Genomic DNA, 17,270 nt, shown 5'->3' on the forward strand with positions numbered 1-17,270 from the left:
GGGCACCGAGGAACACGGAGTCTCACAGAGAAGAAAGAGGTCAGGTGGAGATCAATGAGATTACGGGAATTGTGATTGATGCTGCCATGAAGGTGCATACTCATCTGGGCCCTGGTCTATTGGAATCTGCCTATCAGTCCTGTCTTGCATTTGAGTTGGAAGATCGAGGAATCTCGTTTGAACTGGAAGTCCCTCTCGACATATCTTATGCCGGACGAAAAGTTCACTCCGCTTATCGCCTGGACATGGTTGTGAAGAACAGAGTGATTATCGAACTGAAGGCCGTCGAGAAAATCCTTCCTGTTCACGAAGCACAACTCATCTCTTACCTCAAGCTCAGTGGTCTAAAAGTCGGTCTCTTAATTAACTTTCACGAAAAACATTTAAAGGATGGCATCACACGACGCATCCTCTAACATTCTTACCCCTGTGAGCCTCTGTGTAACTCTGTGCTCTCTGTGGTAAAAACTCCCCCCGAAAGCGATCCCACCCCATGGAACGGATTCCAGTTGCAGGGCCCTCGATTACTCAGCGCGAAATTGATTACGTCACCGACGCCGTCACGCGCTGCTGGTACTCCGAACACAACTACTATCATGCGAAGTTCGAATCGGAAGCAAAGTCTTACTTCGGACGCAAGTACGCCGTTGCTCTCCCCTCGTGTACGTCGGCCCTTCACCTGTCACTGGCTGCCCTGGGGATTGGACCGGGCGATGAAGTCATCGTGCCCGATCTGACGTGGATCGCGTCAGCGGCTCCAGTCAGCTATGTCGGTGCACGACCGGTCTTTGCAGATGTCGATCCACACAACTGGTGCATTTCTGCTGAGACGCTTCAGGCCTGTATGACCAAAGCAACTCGCGCCGTCATCGTCGTCGATCTGTATGGCAATATGCCGGACATGCAGCCGATTCTCGAAGTCGCCCGCCAGCACGAAATCGCCGTCATTGAAGACGCCGCCGAAGCGATCGGCTCGGAATACAACGGTCACATGGCGGGTAGCTTCGGCATCAGCAGCTGCATCAGCTTTCATGGCTCGAAGACTCTGACGACCGGCGAAGGGGGAATGCTTCTCACCGACAACGATGCCTTCCATGCCAAGGTTCAGCATCTCCGTGATCACGGACGCGAGCCGGGGGATACGAACTTCTTCAACACAGCCGTCGGCTTCAAGTACAAGATGTCGAGCATGCAGGCCGCCCTTGGTCTGGCTCAGATGGAACGCGCTCCCGAACTCATTGAAATGAAACGCCAGATCTTCCGCTGGTATCAGGAACGCCTCACAGGCATTCCGGGGCTAACGCTGAACCCGGAACCAGCCGGCGTTCGCAACTCGTACTGGATGGTGACTGCGATCTTCGACGATCAGTATCGACTGCGTAAACACAAGATCAAAGAAGCTCTCTCGGCCCGTGGCATCGATACGCGTCCGTTCTTCCACCCGCTGAGCAGCCTGCCTGCCTACCGGGATACTTTCCCCGGTCGACGCGGCCAGCTTCATAACGAGCACGCCTACAACATCAGCCCCAACGGCATCAACCTGCCATCGGGCTACAACCTGACCGAGTCCCACGTTGACCACGTTTGTCACGAACTCAAATCGCTGTTGGGATTGAACCGTCAACGCATGGCAGCGTGAGAGAGGAGATTCACCACAAAGGCTCGAAGTACACGAAGCCTCACAAAGTGGTGATATTCTAGCCGTTTCGACTTTGTGAAACTTAGTGCCCTTTGTGTCTTTGTGGTGAAGTGTTTTCGATGTCAGATAAAGTCACCATCGGCGTCCCTGTCTACAACGGCGAGCAGTTCCTCCGCGGGGCACTCGATGCATTGATCGCGCAGGATCATCCGCATATCGAGATTATCATCTCGGACAACGCCTCGACCGACGGCACACAGGCGATCTGTCGCGAATACGAGACCCGCTACGCGAATGTTCGCTATACTCGCAATCAGGAAAACATTGGCCCGTCTGGTAACTTTCAGAAGGTTCTCTCGTTAGCCACAGGCGACTACTTCATGTGGGCCGCTCACGATGACAGCTGGTCGACGAACTATGTTTCATCGCTGCTGACTCAACTGCAGCAGACACCAACGGCCGTCCTCGCGACGCCGCTGACCAAACACGTTCACGACGATCTGTCCGACAGCAAACACTCCGATGACCGACCTGCTCCCGGCAGCTCACATCTGGCGAATCTGAAGCGATTCTACAAGGATCACGCCTGCACCTGGATCTACGGCCTCTACCGCACCGAATGGGTGAAGTCGCACGTGGCGGAACTCGATCATTACGTCTTCTACGGCGGCGACATGTTGTGGATGGTCGACATCATGCTCCGCTTCGATGTCGTCGGTTCGGAAGCCGCGGTGATTTCGAAGCGAGTTCGCAAGAGCAGCTTCACTCCTAAGGATCCCGTCGCGGACCGTGCCGCCTGGAAGAAAATTTTCCGCCAGCTCACCCACCTGTCCTGGCACCGACCCCCATCGATGCCAGAACGTCTCGGCGCCCTGATCGCCAGCTGGCGCTACGTCTTCCGTAAACACATCCGCAAAGGCGGTCCGCTCACCGTCACTCGCAAGATCGCTGACCTGATTCCGTTTTCACAATCGGTCACACAACGCAAAGCGGCTTGAACTGACGTCACACGCCGACGTTATCCCAGAAACAACTCTGTCGGGACGCCCTCGTCCCAGCGCGCGGTTGGTTCGTAACGAATCGTTTTCATCGCGTTGGCCCAGATCGCATCATGGGGGCGATGCGTCATTGGTCCATCAACAGCGTAGATCTTCGCAGACGAAACGGACACTTCCCCTGCTTCACGGTCCATACGAGTCATCTCATCGAGGACGATGGGATGCCACAAGCGAGGACGTTTCTCGATGGCGATGTAATGCGTTCTGGCCCACTGTCGCAAGCGAAGTTCTTTGACAGCGTCAACGGCGGCGGATTTGGGTAAGGCGTGGAGCGTTGTACGTTCCATGATGAAGTCTCCAGACGGAAGCATTGCTGGCAGGACAAAGTCATCGCCAGTCGCGTTAAACTTTTGCCGGGCCATCTCCCCTCACATCGAGCGTCTGGATACTTTCAATCAAGCCTATCCCTGCTTCGACATCAAACTCCCCTCAAAAGTTGAGCCGACCACGTCAGTCCGCTCAAACTCCTCGTAACCGTTATTCGTCGAACAATCAGACTTGGGGTATTCGCCCTACCGACGGTTCATCCGATCGGCAAGCGCGAGAACAATGACTGCTCCAAAGGTTGCCATCAAAAGCGATCCCAGGAACCCGGTATCGGCCAGCCCCACCAGACGGAAGATGAATCCACCAACCGCAGCGCCGATAACTCCCAGGACGATGCTTCCGAGTGTGCTGAAGTCTCTGCGGTTTCTAAACCACGCAGCCATCCACCCCGCCAAACAGCCGACGATGATCCAGTAGATGATTTCGAACATGTAGACTTTCCTGGATGCGAAACGATTGATGGAACCACTCGAAAAACCCGCAAGACAGTCTATTCGCTGCCTGACGAATTTTCTTGACGCGAGTGTAATGAATCACCAGAAAAATCAACAACGGCAAGGCGAGGTTGTCAAAATGCGGGCAAAGAGTCACGCCATCGACTTTTGCCAGCACTCATCCTCCCTTTTAGATCTCATACAATTCAATCGGCAGCCCGTCGGGATCTTTGAAGAAGGTAAACTTCTTGTTCGTGAACTCGTCGACGCGCTCGGGCTCGACATCAATTCCCTTGCTCGTCAGGTAGGAAACCGATTCTTCTATGGAATCGACGTTAAACGCCAGGTGTCGCAACCCCGCGGCTTCCGGGTTGTTGACCCGTTTGGGAGGATTCGGAAACGAGAAGAGTTCAATCTGATCGCCGTTGGGAAGGGCAATGTCCAACTTGTACGAATCTCGCGCTGGGCGGTAGTTCTCGTCGAGGATCTTGAAGCCGAGGAGGTCAACGTAAAACTCTTTGGACTTCGCGAAGTCCGAACAAATGATGGCGACATGGTGAATACGAGTCAGCACAGTGTTCTCCTGATGAAGTCAATAATGGCCGAGAATACCCCAGCAGAAGTCGGATCGCCAACGGAACGCAGAGAAAGCCAACTTCAAATCCAGTTTGAGCCTCGTGTCTGCACACAGTACGATTGAATCTTCCATCAGCACATCCACTCCCAGCGCTCGGAGGCGACAGTCACTATGCGATTCCTTCTCACTGCTGCTTTTGTTCTTATGAGCTCGATCGCATCTGCTCAGGAGCCAGCCTGGATCAAAACGGGCGAATTCCAATGGACCTGCTCTCCTCCTTATATCTCCGCGCGGACCGACGGAAAAGATCCTGATGTCGCCCTCAAAGATCCGACGATCGTCTTTCATGACGGTTACTGGCATTTCTTCGGCACTCATCGGATGCAGTCGGGCAAAGTCGCCATGCAGTACCTGAAGTTCAAAGACTGGTCCGAAGCCGATAAGGTCGAGCGGCATACCCTCAGCTTCATGGAACACTATCACTGTGCTCCGCAGGTCTTTTATCACACCCCTCATCAGAAGTGGTATCTGATCTATCAGGCCGCCAAGGACTGGCACAAAACGGGGGCGACTCTCCCTGAAGACTTCGATCTCGTTCCGGTCTATTCCACGACGACCGACATCGCGGACCCCCAATCCTGGACCGCTCCGCAAGAGATGTTTCCTGAAGGCCGTACCCCCAAGACCCACTGGATCGACTTCTGGGTCATTTGCGACGACGACAAAGCCCACCTCTTCTACACCAGCGACGATGGTCACTTCTGGCGACGCGAAACCGCCAAAGACAACTTCCCGGTTGAATGGGGGCCGGAAGAACTGGTGTTGAAAGACACCAAAGAAGAACTCTTCGAAGCCTCTCACACCTACAAGCTCAAAGGGCGCGATGAGTATCTGACCATCATCGAAGCCATGGGTCCCGGCTTCCGCTACTACAAGGCCTGGCTGGCCGACAAACTCGAAGGCCCCTGGCGTCCCCTCGCTGCGACCCGCGACAAACCGTTCGCCGACACGCACATCAACGTCACCCAGCCTGATCCCGCCTGGACCACCAGCATCAGCCACGGCGAACTCATCCGCAGCAGGAACGACGAGACCCTCGAAATCGACCCCGCCGACCTCAAGTTCGTCATCCAGGGAGCAACGACCGAAGGTTATAAGAAAAAATACAGCCACATTCCTTGGAAAATCGGCGTTCTGGAACTGACAAAGTGATCCCCAATTGGGTGCCACTGCTGGCTTGCCCAGCAGTGCGAGTTTCAGAGTTGAGAATCAAATGCTCCACTCTTTGACTCAGGGCTCAGGCGATCATGAAGACACTGCTGGGCAAGCCAGCAGTGCCACCCGACGCCTTGCCTATGTTGCTACCAACTCGACGTTGGTCATCTTCTTTACTCTTCTCTCAGGCCTGAAGGGCCGTTATCAGTCAGCCCAGGATGAAATCCTGGGGTAGCGATGGTTGGGAGATGGTCTGCGTCCTTTAGGGACGGCTCACCACGAATCCCACGATGAACCCACCCCTTCAGGGTGGTGGTCTTTCAAAGGTCTCACGAATCCAGGATTTCATCCTGGGCTGGTAGAAACCGTCCTTTCAGGACGAAGAATGACGTACACGAGATCGTTAAAGTAGTCGCAAATTTGGAGTTTCGCTTCAACTCAATTGCCAGCAGATCTGACTAAAATAAACCCACAAAGTGATTTCTCGTTCACCTTAACGCAGGATTCATGAATTCGTCTGGTCACACAATCCGGAAATCGACATAATTGCCGGTTTACGCACGGCTGGGAGTCGGGCGAGAATCATCAAGGAAGATGCGATGCCACGATCGCTGGATATCGATGTTGTGATTTTTGGTGGCGGTGCAGCGGGACTTTGGACGCTCGATGTCCTCTCGCGCAGAGCCTATCGTTGCGTCCTGATCGAGAAAGCGGCTCTCGGGACCGGCCAGACCGTTGGCTCGCAAGGCATCATCCACGGCGGTCTCAAGTATTCTCTCGAAGGCCTGCTCACACAATCCGCCTACCAGATCCGTCAAATGCCCGGCATCTGGCGTGAGTGCCTCAACGGGGCCTCTGAGCCTAACCTGTCTGACGTTGCTCTCCGCTCCGACGGATGTTACCTGTGGCGGACCGATTCCCTCTCCTCGCGTCTCGGCATGCTTGGTGCCCAGATCGGTTTGCAGGTCACTCCGCAGTCGATCGCCAAAGAGGCCCGCCCGTCGATTCTCAAAGACGTTCCCGGGCACGTCGCGATCATGCCCGAACAGGTTATCTCGCCGACGAGTTTCATCCACTCCCTCGGCATGCGCTGGGCCGATCGACTGATTCATGTCCCGCATGATGACGCGATCAAGTTCGACAAAGATTCGACGGGACGCGTCACATCAATCCGCATTACACAATCGACCGGCGAGTACGAACTGCGATGCCATCAGGTCATCTTCGCAGCAGGGCAGGGCAATGCGTCCTTGCGTGAAGCCATCGGGCTCAACTCCGACCGCATGCAGCGACGTCCTCTGCACATGACAATCGCCAAGGGGAAGCTGCCGGTCTTCAACGGCCACTGCGTTGATGGCTCAAAGACCCGTGTCACCATCACCTCAGAAGTCACCAGCGATGGAGACGTCGCCTGGCAGATTGGTGGGCAGGTCGCAGAGATTGGCGTCTCGATGATGCCCGAGCAGCTGATCCAGCTGACGACCTCCGAACTCAAAGCCGTCATCCCTGGGTTCGATCCCTCTTGCGCCCAGTGGTCGACCTACCGCGTCGACCGTGCGGAAGGACTCACCTCGCAAGGCAAACGCCCTGATCAACCCGTGATGCACTTCGACGCCAACGTCATCACCGTCTGGCCGACCAAGCTCGCATTTGCCCCCAGCGTCGCCACTCAACTGGAAAGCCACTTGTCAGCTCAAGTCACGGTTCGAGATGGATTCACCTCCTCGGATCTGCAGGTGATGAAGGCCTTCGACAAACCCAAGGTCGCCCCAGCCGTCTGGGAATCCGCGACACAATGGTGGTCTATTCAACCCAATCAACAACCCGTTTCCGTTCGACGTGTCGCCTGAGTTCCAAGGAAGAACACTCATGGCCTACTTACCTCTTGGCAACACAGGTCGCATGGTCAGCGCGATCGGCTATGGCGCGTTCAAAATCGGACGTAATGAGCAGATCAAGTACGCCCAAGGATACGACCTCCCCAGCGTCCAGGAAACCAGTACGCTTCTCAACTTGATTCTCGACGCCGGCATCAACGTCATCGACACGGCTCCCGCATATGGCCTCAGCGAAGAGCGCATCGGCGCCGCGATCAGCCACAGGCGCAACGAGTTCCTGTTGTCGACGAAAACCGGCGAACACTTTGAGATGGGCCAGTCGCATTACGACTTCACCGACAAAGGGACCCGCGCCAGCATCGCCCGCAGTCTCAAACGACTCAAGACCGATCACCTCGATCTGGTCTATGTGCATTCCAACGGGCGAGATGAATTCATCCAGGAAAAAACGGACGTCGTCGCGACGTTGCAGAACCTGAAAGCAACGGGAGCCATCAGCCTCCTCGGCTTCTCCGGCAAGACAGCTCGTGGCTTCCAGATGGCTCTCGAATGGGCCAACGTCATCATGGTCGAATACCACCTCAGCGATCCCTCGCTGGCCGACGTTATGGCGGAAGCAAGTCGTAGAGGCATCGGCGTCATCGTCAAGAAGGGCCTCGCCTCCGGCTGCCTGCCCCCTTCAGAAGCCATCCGCTTCGTCCTCGGCAACCCCGACGTCAGCAGCCTCGTCATCGGCGGTCTGAACATGGACCACCTGCGCGCCAACATGGCGATCGCCGACAGCATGCTCGATAAAAAGGCGGCGTAGCGCGTAGGTCGGCTGCGGCAGTCGACATCTCCCGGGAGCCCGGACATTCCTGTCCGTGTCCTGTTTTTAACGTGATCCAAGACAACGGTTGCAGCAACTGCCCTACGTGACTACGTGCTGATCTTGCAGGCTCACTGGCACAGCCAGTGGCACCCGTAACCTGCTGCCAGAATTGCTAGAACCATCACTTTCCAGAGTTTCGTCTTTCTAGCGCCCAGCGCCCAGCGCCCAGCGCCTAATGCCTAGCGCCTCCCCGCCAACCCCTACATTCGGACTGCTTGGAAAAAGATGCCTGACTGGTGCGTCGAGCGTGATGCATTCAAGTGGTCCGTCGCGTTCGGATTGTGACGGAAAACAGGCGTTCGATTAAGACGCAGGAATCGCGGCTGCCGATTGTTTGTGTTGCAGCCAATGTTTGTCTTCGCTTGATCATGCCAGAGGCAATGATCGGAAGCGAAAGACGGGTTGCAAGCGGCGACATGACGAAGCCGATGAAAGGGATTATCGCAGGGACGCCGGGGAAGGATCACAGCGAACTCATGCGCCTGGTGAGGGTGCATCGTTCGGGAAGGTGTCGCATGAAGCGTCCATATAACGTCGATGTTGCAACGAACGCGCGATGGTCGCGATTTGTGTTGAGCGGCCTGATCGGAACAAGTCTCGTCGGGATTCCGGCGCTGACCTCCGGCTGCAAAACCGGTGCAAAGAACCAGGAAGCCATGAGCAGCGGTCCTGTCGGAACGTTCCCACAATCCGCTTATGAAGAACCCCAACTTCGTAATAAGCCAGTGATGCCGGAAGGCGAGCCGCAGTTCCTCGAACCGCTCCCCCCAGCCGGCGGTCACAGTACTCCATGGGCCACGGAACAGCCTGCTGTTCCCGCAGTGCCGATGCTGCCACCGCCTCCTGCCTTCGACACCAGCGTCCCCGAGGAAGCAAAAGCAGACGTCGAGAATGACCTGATCGCCCAGCGTCGCTCGATCCCCCTGCGAGAGGCTCTCCCTTCGAAGTCACTCGTCACCCTGGGGGCCATCGAGCCCATGACCGATGTCGTTAACGTTGCCCAGAAGGACGTGTCACTTCCGACGTGGGACATGGTCGCTCCTGCTCAGGAACAGCCGAAGCTCCTGAAGGTTTCCGCCTCAGAGCCCAAATTGATTACACCCTGATGTTGCTGATGAGCTTGATTGCGGATCGGTCCCCCAACCGGAACGCGATCGAGTTTGAATCAGTGGCTCAGTTCATCATAGAAAAGCCCGGACCACGAGAAATCGTTGTCCGGGCTTTATTTGTTTCTATCAGAGCCGCAACCGAAAGGGAGCGCATCTTCGCTTAATTTCTCGCTGCTTCCAGCGCCAATCGCCCCATCGTCCAACGAGCATTGATGTCCTGCAGTGGTCGAAACGCCATTGCACCATCCAGCTTCCGATACCGCATCGCATCGATGCCCAATGGCCCGAGATAGCCAATCCGTGAGGCGTCCCGGGCAGCATGATCCGTATGAGACAGGACGGTTTCCCACTCAGCAAATCGCACCCGCTGGTCTTCGTCCGTTCCGACGATGGCCTTCGCGAATTGCCCCCGCTCATCACTCATTAGCGCCACGATCCCGACTCGACGGGCGACACCATCAGGCTCCACATCGTAATGCACGCTGACTTCATCCAGGCGATCCAGCATCGGTTCAATGACGACTGCTCTTCCTGCTGAAAACTCGCGTTTCAACCAGCCAAGTTGAGAGGCATTCAGCAGCGGCCCTTCGACACGAATCCGCTCGCGCCCCGACATGCCGAATTCGCCTTTGATCAGCCATGGCGAAGCAGCCGATTGATTGAGGAATGACATCACGTCGTCCATCGATCCTGCTAACAAACTCGGCTCAGGCTGCAATGTTGTGCTCGTTTCTAACTCGAATGCGTATCGTCTCGAGTTGACCCGCTTCACGACATCGATCGAGGGAGCATTCATCGTCCATCGATTTTTCTTCGACAACTCAATCATCGACGTCGTCCATCCCCACGGCGTCGCAATCCACTCAGGTCCCAAAGGGAGTCGATCGCCGCTCACGACGTCCACGCCCTTTATCACCTCTCGCAGATTGGCAGCGATATCGTTCGCAGCAGCGACTTCAGGCAGGGCAATGACATCGCCCTCTTGAGCCATCTTCACCCATGACAACGCATTGCGGGCGTTGATCTCGAGCAGCTTACGCGTCGGCACAAAACGCGAGTCGGCCAGTTCGTGCTCGAAGTGGAAGTTCGATAGAAAGATGCGTGGCATAAAAACGACGCCATCACCACGCTTAAAACTCGATATCGAGATCCTGCTCTTCATTGAGAAGCTTGGATCTGATTTTGATAGTGTCTTTGACCAGGCGGTCCGCACCTGGGACCTTGACGATCAGCTGAGCCACGCCATCTTCAACCGGAAGATAGTTGGTACCGCGCAGATACTCCGGGCCGGGAATCGACTGACGATAGCGATCTGAGCCAATGACCATCCCAGTCAGGTCAGAGGCGCGATACTTATTGATGCGATCGGGCAGCTTCACCAGAATGATAATCTTGTAATCTTCTCCTGGTGATGGATCTTCAGGATCTGTCCAGGCAGCGAAACTCCCCTTCGTAACGGCTCGCCCGGAACTCGGCATCCCGAACCCGCCGAAGCCGCGGAGCTTTCCTTCCTTCCCTTCTCCTTCGCCTTGTCCGACACCTTCCTTGAACATGGAAGCCATCTCGGACGTGAGTTCGCGAGCAAGGGCTTTATCGCTCGCCATGACCTGTTCAGTCACGATGTCGGGCATACTTTCCAATGAGGCCGCTGCAGAGCCCAATGAAAGGTCGAACATCGCTTCGCCGGAGACATCGATCGACTGCGTATCACCATCGCCAGCAATCAGAACATTCTTCAGCATGTCATCAACCATGGGACTGCTAATCGCAATCATGGACAAGATGACCAGGATACTGCCGTGAATCAGAACTGAGAAAAGAGTCGTTCTCGTCTCTGGATGGTGGATCAGCTTCTCGTACCAGGGAACCTTGACGGTTGTCAGTGACTTCGGCTTGCGCGTATCGGATTTCTCACGAGCTTTCGCGAGAATCGCAGTCGTCGTCTTCGATTTGGCAAATAATGCAGACATGAAAACTCGCCGGCCCAGCAGGGATTTGACAGAACCTCAGGCCTTTCATCGACCAGACCAAGCATGTCTGATCGTGACTTCCAGCCTCACTCATGATATTCAGGCGCTTGAACGCAAGGTCGAATAATTTCTTGCAAAACTGCAAAATTCAATCAAGTTTGCAGCCCCAGTGTACGTGCAGACAAAAGCTGACCATCCAGACAGGAATTCGCGATCTTCAGCCCTTGGCGAAGATCGAAACAGGCGTATAATACGGATTGCCACTCATGTCGAACCGGCCGCAGATCGATGTCCGTCACGGATATCAACCACCTGCGACAGGTCTGGCAGCGGCTGGCTAAGGGCGGTTTCGTCCTGTTCGTGTTGACGATGTCCTTTAGGGACAATGTTCTTTGACAATCGGTGTTTTAAGAATTGCTGCTGAGCAGGCAACGTGATGAAAATCGCGCCGCACGTTTCAGTGGTCATTCCACACCACACGGGGGCGATCGGATTCGACTGGTCTACCGCGGGTTGAGGTGGCGTGTCGTTGTTGATCGGTAAGCAACGTTAAAAGCTGATCAAAAAATTATCTGCCAACACGCAGTATTCCCTGGCTGCCTAATATAGGCAACCCGAACTGAGGAGCTTTGCTTGAGAGGTCCAAAAGTTCGCTGACAATTCGAGCTGGCTGCCCGTCACCGCCGACTATCCGGGCAGCAAGACACAGTCGCCGGCTGGCTGAGGAGGGCCTTGTTGATTGAGCCCAAATCAGCGAGATTAATCAATCATCTACACACGTAGAGGCCAAGACTTAGGATTCACAGGACGGGGGTTCAATTCCCCCCGCCTCCACTTTTCAAGGCCGCTGGCGATCATTGCCAGCGGCCTTTTTTATTGCACTAGGATCTTCTTACGCTTCAGAATGCCTGGCCAAAAGCCGTTGGGAGGAATTGTCCGATTTCTGGTCCGATGCGCCTGGTTTATCTCCGACTCCGAGCAAAGGTTTTGCAGGGCTGGCGATCCCGTTTGTTCGCTCCCTGCTCTCGCGAGATATTACGAATTTCTTTGAGGCTTGCAGTCGACGCCTCCAGCGTTACCTGCGACGGGTCGTCGTCTGCAAGCTGCGGCGAAGGGAGCGGGTGTTGATCACAGGCGGCAGGTAAGGCTCCTGCAGGGGATGTAAACTATTTCCAGATAAACTGTTACGCACGTGTAGCTGTCGCAGTGCAGGGGCTTGGGGTGGCTGACGCATCAAAAAACTTGCAAATGTTTAAAAATTTGTCCATGCTGTGACGTGAACTGTTTGGAACCGGGACGATGTTATGTGCGGTGAGCGAGTTCGACCGTAGAGACCCGTCTGCCAGTTGGTGGCGTGATCTCAAGCCTATCTTCTAGTGCGTGGCGATTCGATTTTTCATTTCATTTGGAGGTCTTTCCATGTCACAGCCGACGCCGGGGTCTCGAAGCGCGTTTACATTAATCGAACTATTAGTTGTGATTGCGATCATTGCGACACTCGTCGCGATACTCCTCCCTGCAGTTCAACAGGCGCGAGAAGCGGCTCGTCGATCGACGTGCAAGAATAACTTGAAGCAGTTAGGAATCGCGCTTCATAACTATCACGATACCTACAACACACTGCCACCCGGGCATGTGCTGGATCCATTCGCGGGGGATGATCATGGTCACTGGCTGTGGTCGGCGATGATTCTGCCGTTTGTCGAACAAAGTGCGCTCTATGACACGGTTCGCGTCGGTAGTCCTGTGACGAAGGCGATGGGGGACAGCACACGCCAGATGCAACAGCTGCTGACGGTCTTTCGATGTCCTTCCGATACAGGTCCACCAGTCTTCGATCCCGCTTCTCGTCTGGGCTATACCATCGATGCCATTCCAACGACCGGGGCGACTCTCAATGATATTCCCGTGAGCCTGACAAACTATGCTGTTTCCAACGGAACCGCCTATCCGCGTGCCAGGAAAGCGACGAACTATATCAATGGAACAACAGGCGCGACGGGCGCCTTCTGGGAGAACAGTCGCTGTAAGTTCTCGGACATCACGGATGGATTGAGTAATACGATTCTGGTCGGCGAACGGGCTTATCTGGTCAAGGGGGACAACATGTGGGGCGCGATGTGTCTGGCGATTCGAGGAAATCTGGCCGCAGGAAATGGACCGACGGCTTACGACAAATCTGGAAACGCCGCTGCTAACCAGGGGATGTTCTCTTACACCGGAACGACGTTCTTCGGAATTAACCCCATCGTCTCAATCTTTACCGGGGGAACTCGCGACATTGCAAATTCTGGATACAGCAGCGGCCACCAGGGTGGTGCTCAATTCCTGCTGGGTGACGGTGCAGTCATCTTCTTGAATGAGAACATCGATAATACGGGAACGGGTGCACTGCCCAACGGAATCACGGACAGCACATTTGAACGTCTGGCCGCGATTCAGGATGGTGAGGTCGTGGGATCGTTCTGAGTGACGGGAGAAGGGACGAGATCGTCTGACGGCATAATAAACATAAGATGTTTCATCATTTCTTCGGCCTGGAGAGCTTCATGCGAACGCTGATTCATCGATACCGCTGCTGTGAGGTGATTTGCTTTTTAACGATCGTTTGTCTCACCGGCTGCACCCGTAGCAACACACCCCCGCTGGGGGATGTCAAAGGGCGAATCACGTTTGAAGGTGAGCCAGTCGAGATGGCAATGGTGACATTCACGCCGACGGCAGGAGGACGTCAGTCATTCGGTCGGACGGATGAAGACGGGAAATATGTGATGCAGTTCAATCATACGGAATCGGGGGCGCTGGTTGGCTCGCATCGCGTTGTGATTATCAGCGAAGTTGAAGCTTCGACCCCGGAAGAAGGAGACGTCTCAACGCCTGTGGTGAAAGCACGAAAAGAGTTCCTGCCGGCCAAGTATAACAAGTCGTCGGAGCTAACGGCGGATATCAAATCGGGGAAGAACACGGTTGATTTCGCGCTGACGAAATGAAGTTGCTGTGACTGGATGTGTCTACAAAGTCGAACTGCAGGACTTCCTGGCGAAAGTCAAAGATGAGTGAATTGTCAGACAAAGCCGGCGAGCAGAACATCATGGATGATGCGACGGGAGTGCCCCATGATAAACATCGCGGGAAACAGGCGCCACTGGCCAGTCGTCGACGACACTCCGCACAGGTGGCTGGTTTGACTAACGATTCAGGTGACGAGGATCAGATCCTGAACCAAGCCATTGAACAGCGTCATGAGTTTGATCAGCTGCTCCAAAAGCATCGTGGAAAGATCATGCTGTATCTGATGGCGCTGGTGCAGAATGTTGCCGATGCCGAGGATCTATGCCAGCGAATCAGTGTCGTCATGTGGCAGAAATTTCAAGAGTTTGATCGGTCGAAGAGTTTCCTGTCGTGGGCGTGCGGGGTTGCGAGATTTGAGGCGTTCAACCATCGTCGCTCACGCTCGCATGACCGATTGACATTTCAAACAGACTTGGCACAGATGCTGGCGACGTCTGTGGAAAGCCTTGATCAGGAGGCATTGGAATTGCGGACGGCTGCGCTCCTGGAATGTGTCCGATCCCTGCCAGCGCGTGAGCAGTCGTTCTTGCAGAGGATTTATTGGGAAGGCTGCTCGTTTGAATCGATCGCCAAAGATCTGGGATGCACTTCCAGAACGTTTTACAACCGGATGTACCTGTTGCGTCGTCGACTTTCGGAATGTGTGTCGCGTCGATTGAAAGCGGAACAGTGAGTCTTCATTACTCTCGTGAAATGCAGCGGTTTCTGTTGAGTGAGTCTCCTTATGCAAGATCTTGAATTTCATCGAATCTCATCTCTGTTTGAAACCGCGCTGGCAGGCCAGCTGTCGGCGGAGCAGCATGATGAACTGGAAGCAGCACTGACGGAATCTCCTGAGCTGCGTGATGCTTATTTGCGGACCATGAGCCTTCACTTGGATCTGGATCATCTGAGCCGAACGACATCGATGAAAGAGCCCATCGAGAACAGACCTGCTGTTCGAAAAGAAGTCTCATCGCGAAAAGCATTGTCGAAGAGGTTCGCTGTTCTTTGCATTGCCACGTGCTTGACCGTGCTGGCTGCCTGGGCTGGGATGACGATGTCTCCGTGGGGAACTTCGACATCGACGCCGCCGATGACGCATGTTGAAAATGCAGTCAACGCCGAAGACCGACAGCCTGAGATCATCGAAGTCGCGAATGCGACGATCTTTGGCGAAGGGTCTGCCCCCAGTCCCGGACAACGGCTCACGATGCAGCGGGAGTATATTTTGTCCGAAGGATTTCTTGCGCTACGATTCCATTCGGGCGCTCGAGCGGTCATGAAGGCTCCGTGTGTCTTCTCAGCTCAGGGAGAAGAAAAGCTTTTAGTGCGCTCCGGGCAATGTTCAGTGTATGCCCCGCCGGGTGCTGAGGGATTTGAACTGCTCAGCCCCTCTGCTCAGATTGTTGACTTGGGGACACGGTTCGTCGTCGATATTGCAGAGACTGGCGAGACAGAACTCGTCGTGGTGGAAGGTGAAGCAACGATGTCGACGGGGACAACGCCGCCGATCCATCTGAAGAAAGGGGATATGGCTCGCGTTGATCCGGGTTCAGAACCGAAGAGGACGGCTGAGAGTTTGAGCAAAGTGCCATTCATTGAATCGTTGCCGGATCGGGTTGTCAGTTACGAGGCGACGCGGCGCGGGAGCTATGCCGATGAACTGCTCAACTTGACGGTCCAGCGCGGCGGAGTGAGCAGGAAGGTACCGCGCGAAGAACTGATTCGTGCCAAGCTGGTTCATTACCAGAGCCCGAAAGAGGCGGCGGCATTTTGTACGAGAAAAGGGGACTCGCTGCCTGATGGGGCTGAGAGGCTACAGCTGTTAGAGAAGGACTGGAGCCTGGTGACCGGGATCATCAATGCGTCGTCTGAGAAAACAGATGAAGCGACGATGACGGTGGAGTTTGCACAGCCGATTGTGAATGGGCCCGGGCCTGAGATCGTCATCTTCGATCTTCAGTTGCTGGTGTATCATCCGCGGGGTGACGAGTTTCGGTTGCGGTCAGGGGATGATCGCGCGAACCGAAAAGAGTTCACTGTCGAGAAGTTTGATATCGACCTTCATTCGCCCAGTGCGTTGGATCTTTATCCGCATCGTATTTATCGAGCGACCCTGCCGACGAAGAGGGTGAGTGATCTGGTGGATCATGAGTTTACAACTGGCCGGCAAGTCCATGTCGATGCAAGAGGGCTGGCTGTCGGGATCGACCTGAGCGATCTGGGCTACGCACCCGGAGAATCACTTACGCGTCTCGAATTTCTGCGCCCATTGAAGCGCCAGCAGTATCTACTCGACCCCGTGCTGATTGTCGGCTTGAAGCCGCAGTCATGACTGCCTACTTCTGACAGTCGGAGCAGTGGCCTTTGAGGAGGACCTGGGTGACTTCGCCGAACTTGGCTGACTTCTTCAAGCTGAAGGTCGACTCAGGAATGCAGGTGACCTGGCCGCAGTCTTCGCAGAGGAAGTGAGGGTGGTCGTGGGTTTCGTGATTGCGAATCAATTCGAAACGCCAGACGTGGTCGCCGAGTTCGCGCTTATTGACCAGGCCTGCTTCGACGAGGTCGTTGAGGTTGCGGAAGATGGTCGACTGATCGGAGGAGAGGTCTTTGACTTCCACGGCGACTTCGCTGTGAGTCAAAGGGTGATCAGAGCAGAAGAGGACTCGATGAACAGCCAGGCGCGAGGGAGTCACCTTCAGGCCCGATTCCCGGAGCGTGTTCTTGGCGATTTCTAACGAATATTCACGGCTCATGAGTGTGCTGCGAGCTGGCGACGGTGGTGCAGTTGAAGTTCAAAGTGGGTCCCAACGGACAATCTTAGCGTCGAGGGACTGGCTGGTCCATACTCTTTAAACAATGCGCACGCGAAAGTATTCACGACCTGTTGAGCGAGGCCGTGGCGAAAGGTGAGGGGAATCAATAAAACCACTCGGCGGTCGCCAGCCGACACTGTCAGTATCACCTGACAGAGGCACCTTCGACCGGACGTCCGCCGGGTGGATTGGGCATCGATCGTGACTGGTTCCTCTTGAGTTCACCAGCCGATTTCGATGTGTTTCCATGACATCATGCGAGAACGGCGGACGCATGGGGACAAAAAGATACGCAGGTGCACTCAGGATGGGGAAAGTACTAAGTGCGGAGCGGCAGTAACAAGTTCTCGAGTTCATGTGAC

The 17,270-nt window shown here is 55.0% G+C and carries 19 protein-coding genes and 1 other RNA gene; 13 read left to right on the plus strand and 7 right to left on the minus strand.

Features of this window, described 5'->3' with window-relative positions:
- Window positions 1-44: 44 nt before the first annotated feature.
- The 3 genes from SH248x_RS17890 to SH248x_RS17900 all read left to right on the plus strand — a co-directional run bounded on the left by SH248x_RS17890 (window position 45) and on the right by SH248x_RS17900 (window position 2,637).
- On the plus strand, window positions 45-416 hold the full coding sequence (locus SH248x_RS17890; protein WP_459555673.1) for a GxxExxY protein: 372 nt from the start codon (window positions 45-47) through the stop codon (window positions 414-416).
- Window positions 417-493: 77 nt separating this feature from the next.
- Window positions 494-1,639: a DegT/DnrJ/EryC1/StrS family aminotransferase gene (locus SH248x_RS17895; protein ID WP_459555674.1), complete on the plus strand. Its 1,146-nt coding sequence runs from the start codon at window positions 494-496 to the stop codon at window positions 1,637-1,639.
- A 119-nt stretch (window positions 1,640-1,758) separates the two neighbouring features.
- Window positions 1,759-2,637, plus strand: a complete 879-nt coding sequence (locus SH248x_RS17900; RefSeq protein ID WP_459555675.1) for a glycosyltransferase family 2 protein — start codon at window positions 1,759-1,761, stop codon at window positions 2,635-2,637.
- 20 nt (window positions 2,638-2,657) lie between these two features.
- Here the strand turns inward: SH248x_RS17900 and SH248x_RS17905 are convergent, their stop codons facing one another.
- From SH248x_RS17905 to gloA2, 3 genes are all read right to left on the minus strand, one after another.
- Window positions 2,658-2,984 carry a hypothetical protein gene (locus SH248x_RS17905; protein ID WP_459555676.1) on the minus strand — a complete coding sequence of 109 codons (327 nt, stop codon included), beginning with the start codon at window positions 2,982-2,984 and terminating at the stop codon, window positions 2,658-2,660.
- A 225-nt stretch (window positions 2,985-3,209) separates the two neighbouring features.
- The gene (locus SH248x_RS17910; RefSeq protein ID WP_459555677.1) at window positions 3,210-3,455 is read right to left on the minus strand and encodes a GlsB/YeaQ/YmgE family stress response membrane protein; all 246 of its coding nucleotides are present in this window, start codon (window positions 3,453-3,455) and stop codon (window positions 3,210-3,212) included.
- Window positions 3,456-3,648: 193 nt separating this feature from the next.
- Complete coding sequence (gene gloA2 / locus SH248x_RS17915; protein ID WP_459555678.1) at window positions 3,649-4,032, minus strand: VOC family protein; 384 nt, start codon at window positions 4,030-4,032, stop codon at window positions 3,649-3,651.
- A gap of 174 nt (window positions 4,033-4,206) precedes the next feature.
- Here gloA2 and SH248x_RS17920 point away from each other — a divergent pair, with 174 nt between their 5' ends.
- From SH248x_RS17920 to SH248x_RS17940, 5 genes are all read left to right on the plus strand, one after another.
- The gene (locus tag SH248x_RS17920) at window positions 4,207-5,247 is read left to right on the plus strand and encodes a glycoside hydrolase family protein (protein WP_459555679.1); all 1,041 of its coding nucleotides are present in this window, start codon (window positions 4,207-4,209) and stop codon (window positions 5,245-5,247) included.
- A 61-nt stretch (window positions 5,248-5,308) separates the two neighbouring features.
- Window positions 5,309-5,485, plus strand: a complete 177-nt coding sequence (locus SH248x_RS17925) for a hypothetical protein (RefSeq protein ID WP_459555680.1) — start codon at window positions 5,309-5,311, stop codon at window positions 5,483-5,485.
- 364 nt (window positions 5,486-5,849) lie between these two features.
- On the plus strand, window positions 5,850-7,100 hold the full coding sequence (locus SH248x_RS17930) for an FAD-dependent oxidoreductase (RefSeq protein WP_459555681.1): 1,251 nt from the start codon (window positions 5,850-5,852) through the stop codon (window positions 7,098-7,100).
- Window positions 7,101-7,119: 19 nt separating this feature from the next.
- Window positions 7,120-7,896, plus strand: a complete 777-nt coding sequence (locus tag SH248x_RS17935) for an aldo/keto reductase (protein ID WP_459555682.1) — start codon at window positions 7,120-7,122, stop codon at window positions 7,894-7,896.
- Between the two features lie 479 nt (window positions 7,897-8,375).
- Window positions 8,376-9,065 carry a hypothetical protein gene (locus tag SH248x_RS17940; RefSeq protein ID WP_459555683.1) on the plus strand — a complete coding sequence of 230 codons (690 nt, stop codon included), beginning with the start codon at window positions 8,376-8,378 and terminating at the stop codon, window positions 9,063-9,065.
- Window positions 9,066-9,228: 163 nt separating this feature from the next.
- Here the strand turns inward: SH248x_RS17940 and SH248x_RS17945 are convergent, their stop codons facing one another.
- The 3 genes from SH248x_RS17945 to SH248x_RS17955 all read right to left on the minus strand — a co-directional run bounded on the left by SH248x_RS17945 (window position 9,229) and on the right by SH248x_RS17955 (window position 11,506).
- Window positions 9,229-10,176, minus strand: a complete 948-nt coding sequence (locus SH248x_RS17945; protein WP_459555684.1) for a hypothetical protein — start codon at window positions 10,174-10,176, stop codon at window positions 9,229-9,231.
- A 22-nt stretch (window positions 10,177-10,198) separates the two neighbouring features.
- Window positions 10,199-11,038 carry a hypothetical protein gene (locus SH248x_RS17950; RefSeq protein WP_459555685.1) on the minus strand — a complete coding sequence of 280 codons (840 nt, stop codon included), beginning with the start codon at window positions 11,036-11,038 and terminating at the stop codon, window positions 10,199-10,201.
- Window positions 11,039-11,302: 264 nt separating this feature from the next.
- A complete protein-coding gene (locus SH248x_RS17955; RefSeq protein WP_459555686.1) occupies window positions 11,303-11,506 on the minus strand; it encodes a hypothetical protein in 204 nt (67 codons plus the stop codon).
- 12 nt (window positions 11,507-11,518) lie between these two features.
- Here SH248x_RS17955 and ssrA point away from each other — a divergent pair.
- The 5 genes from ssrA to SH248x_RS17980 all read left to right on the plus strand — a co-directional run bounded on the left by ssrA (window position 11,519) and on the right by SH248x_RS17980 (window position 16,427).
- Window positions 11,519-11,875: a transfer-messenger RNA gene (ssrA, locus tag SH248x_RS17960) on the plus strand.
- A 582-nt stretch (window positions 11,876-12,457) separates the two neighbouring features.
- A complete protein-coding gene (locus SH248x_RS17965) occupies window positions 12,458-13,507 on the plus strand; it encodes a DUF1559 family PulG-like putative transporter (protein WP_459555687.1) in 1,050 nt (349 codons plus the stop codon).
- Window positions 13,508-13,587: 80 nt separating this feature from the next.
- Window positions 13,588-14,028, plus strand: coding sequence for a peptidase associated/transthyretin-like domain-containing protein (locus tag SH248x_RS17970; protein ID WP_459555688.1), 441 nt, complete (start codon window positions 13,588-13,590; stop codon window positions 14,026-14,028).
- A gap of 62 nt (window positions 14,029-14,090) precedes the next feature.
- Window positions 14,091-14,783: a sigma-70 family RNA polymerase sigma factor gene (locus SH248x_RS17975; protein ID WP_459555689.1), complete on the plus strand. Its 693-nt coding sequence runs from the start codon at window positions 14,091-14,093 to the stop codon at window positions 14,781-14,783.
- Between the two features lie 51 nt (window positions 14,784-14,834).
- Window positions 14,835-16,427 (plus strand): FecR family protein, encoded by a 1,593-nt coding sequence (locus SH248x_RS17980; protein WP_459555690.1) that lies wholly within the window; start codon window positions 14,835-14,837, stop codon window positions 16,425-16,427.
- Window positions 16,428-16,431: 4 nt separating this feature from the next.
- On the opposite strand, the gene SH248x_RS17985 is transcribed toward SH248x_RS17980, so the two are convergent.
- Window positions 16,432-16,848, minus strand: coding sequence for a Fur family transcriptional regulator (locus SH248x_RS17985; protein ID WP_459555691.1), 417 nt, complete (start codon window positions 16,846-16,848; stop codon window positions 16,432-16,434).
- Window positions 16,849-17,270: the final 422 nt, after the last annotated feature.

It is taken from the genome of Lacunimicrobium album, from assembly GCF_052161635.1.
Classification (GTDB): Bacteria; Planctomycetota; Planctomycetia; order Planctomycetales; family Planctomycetaceae; genus SXPC01.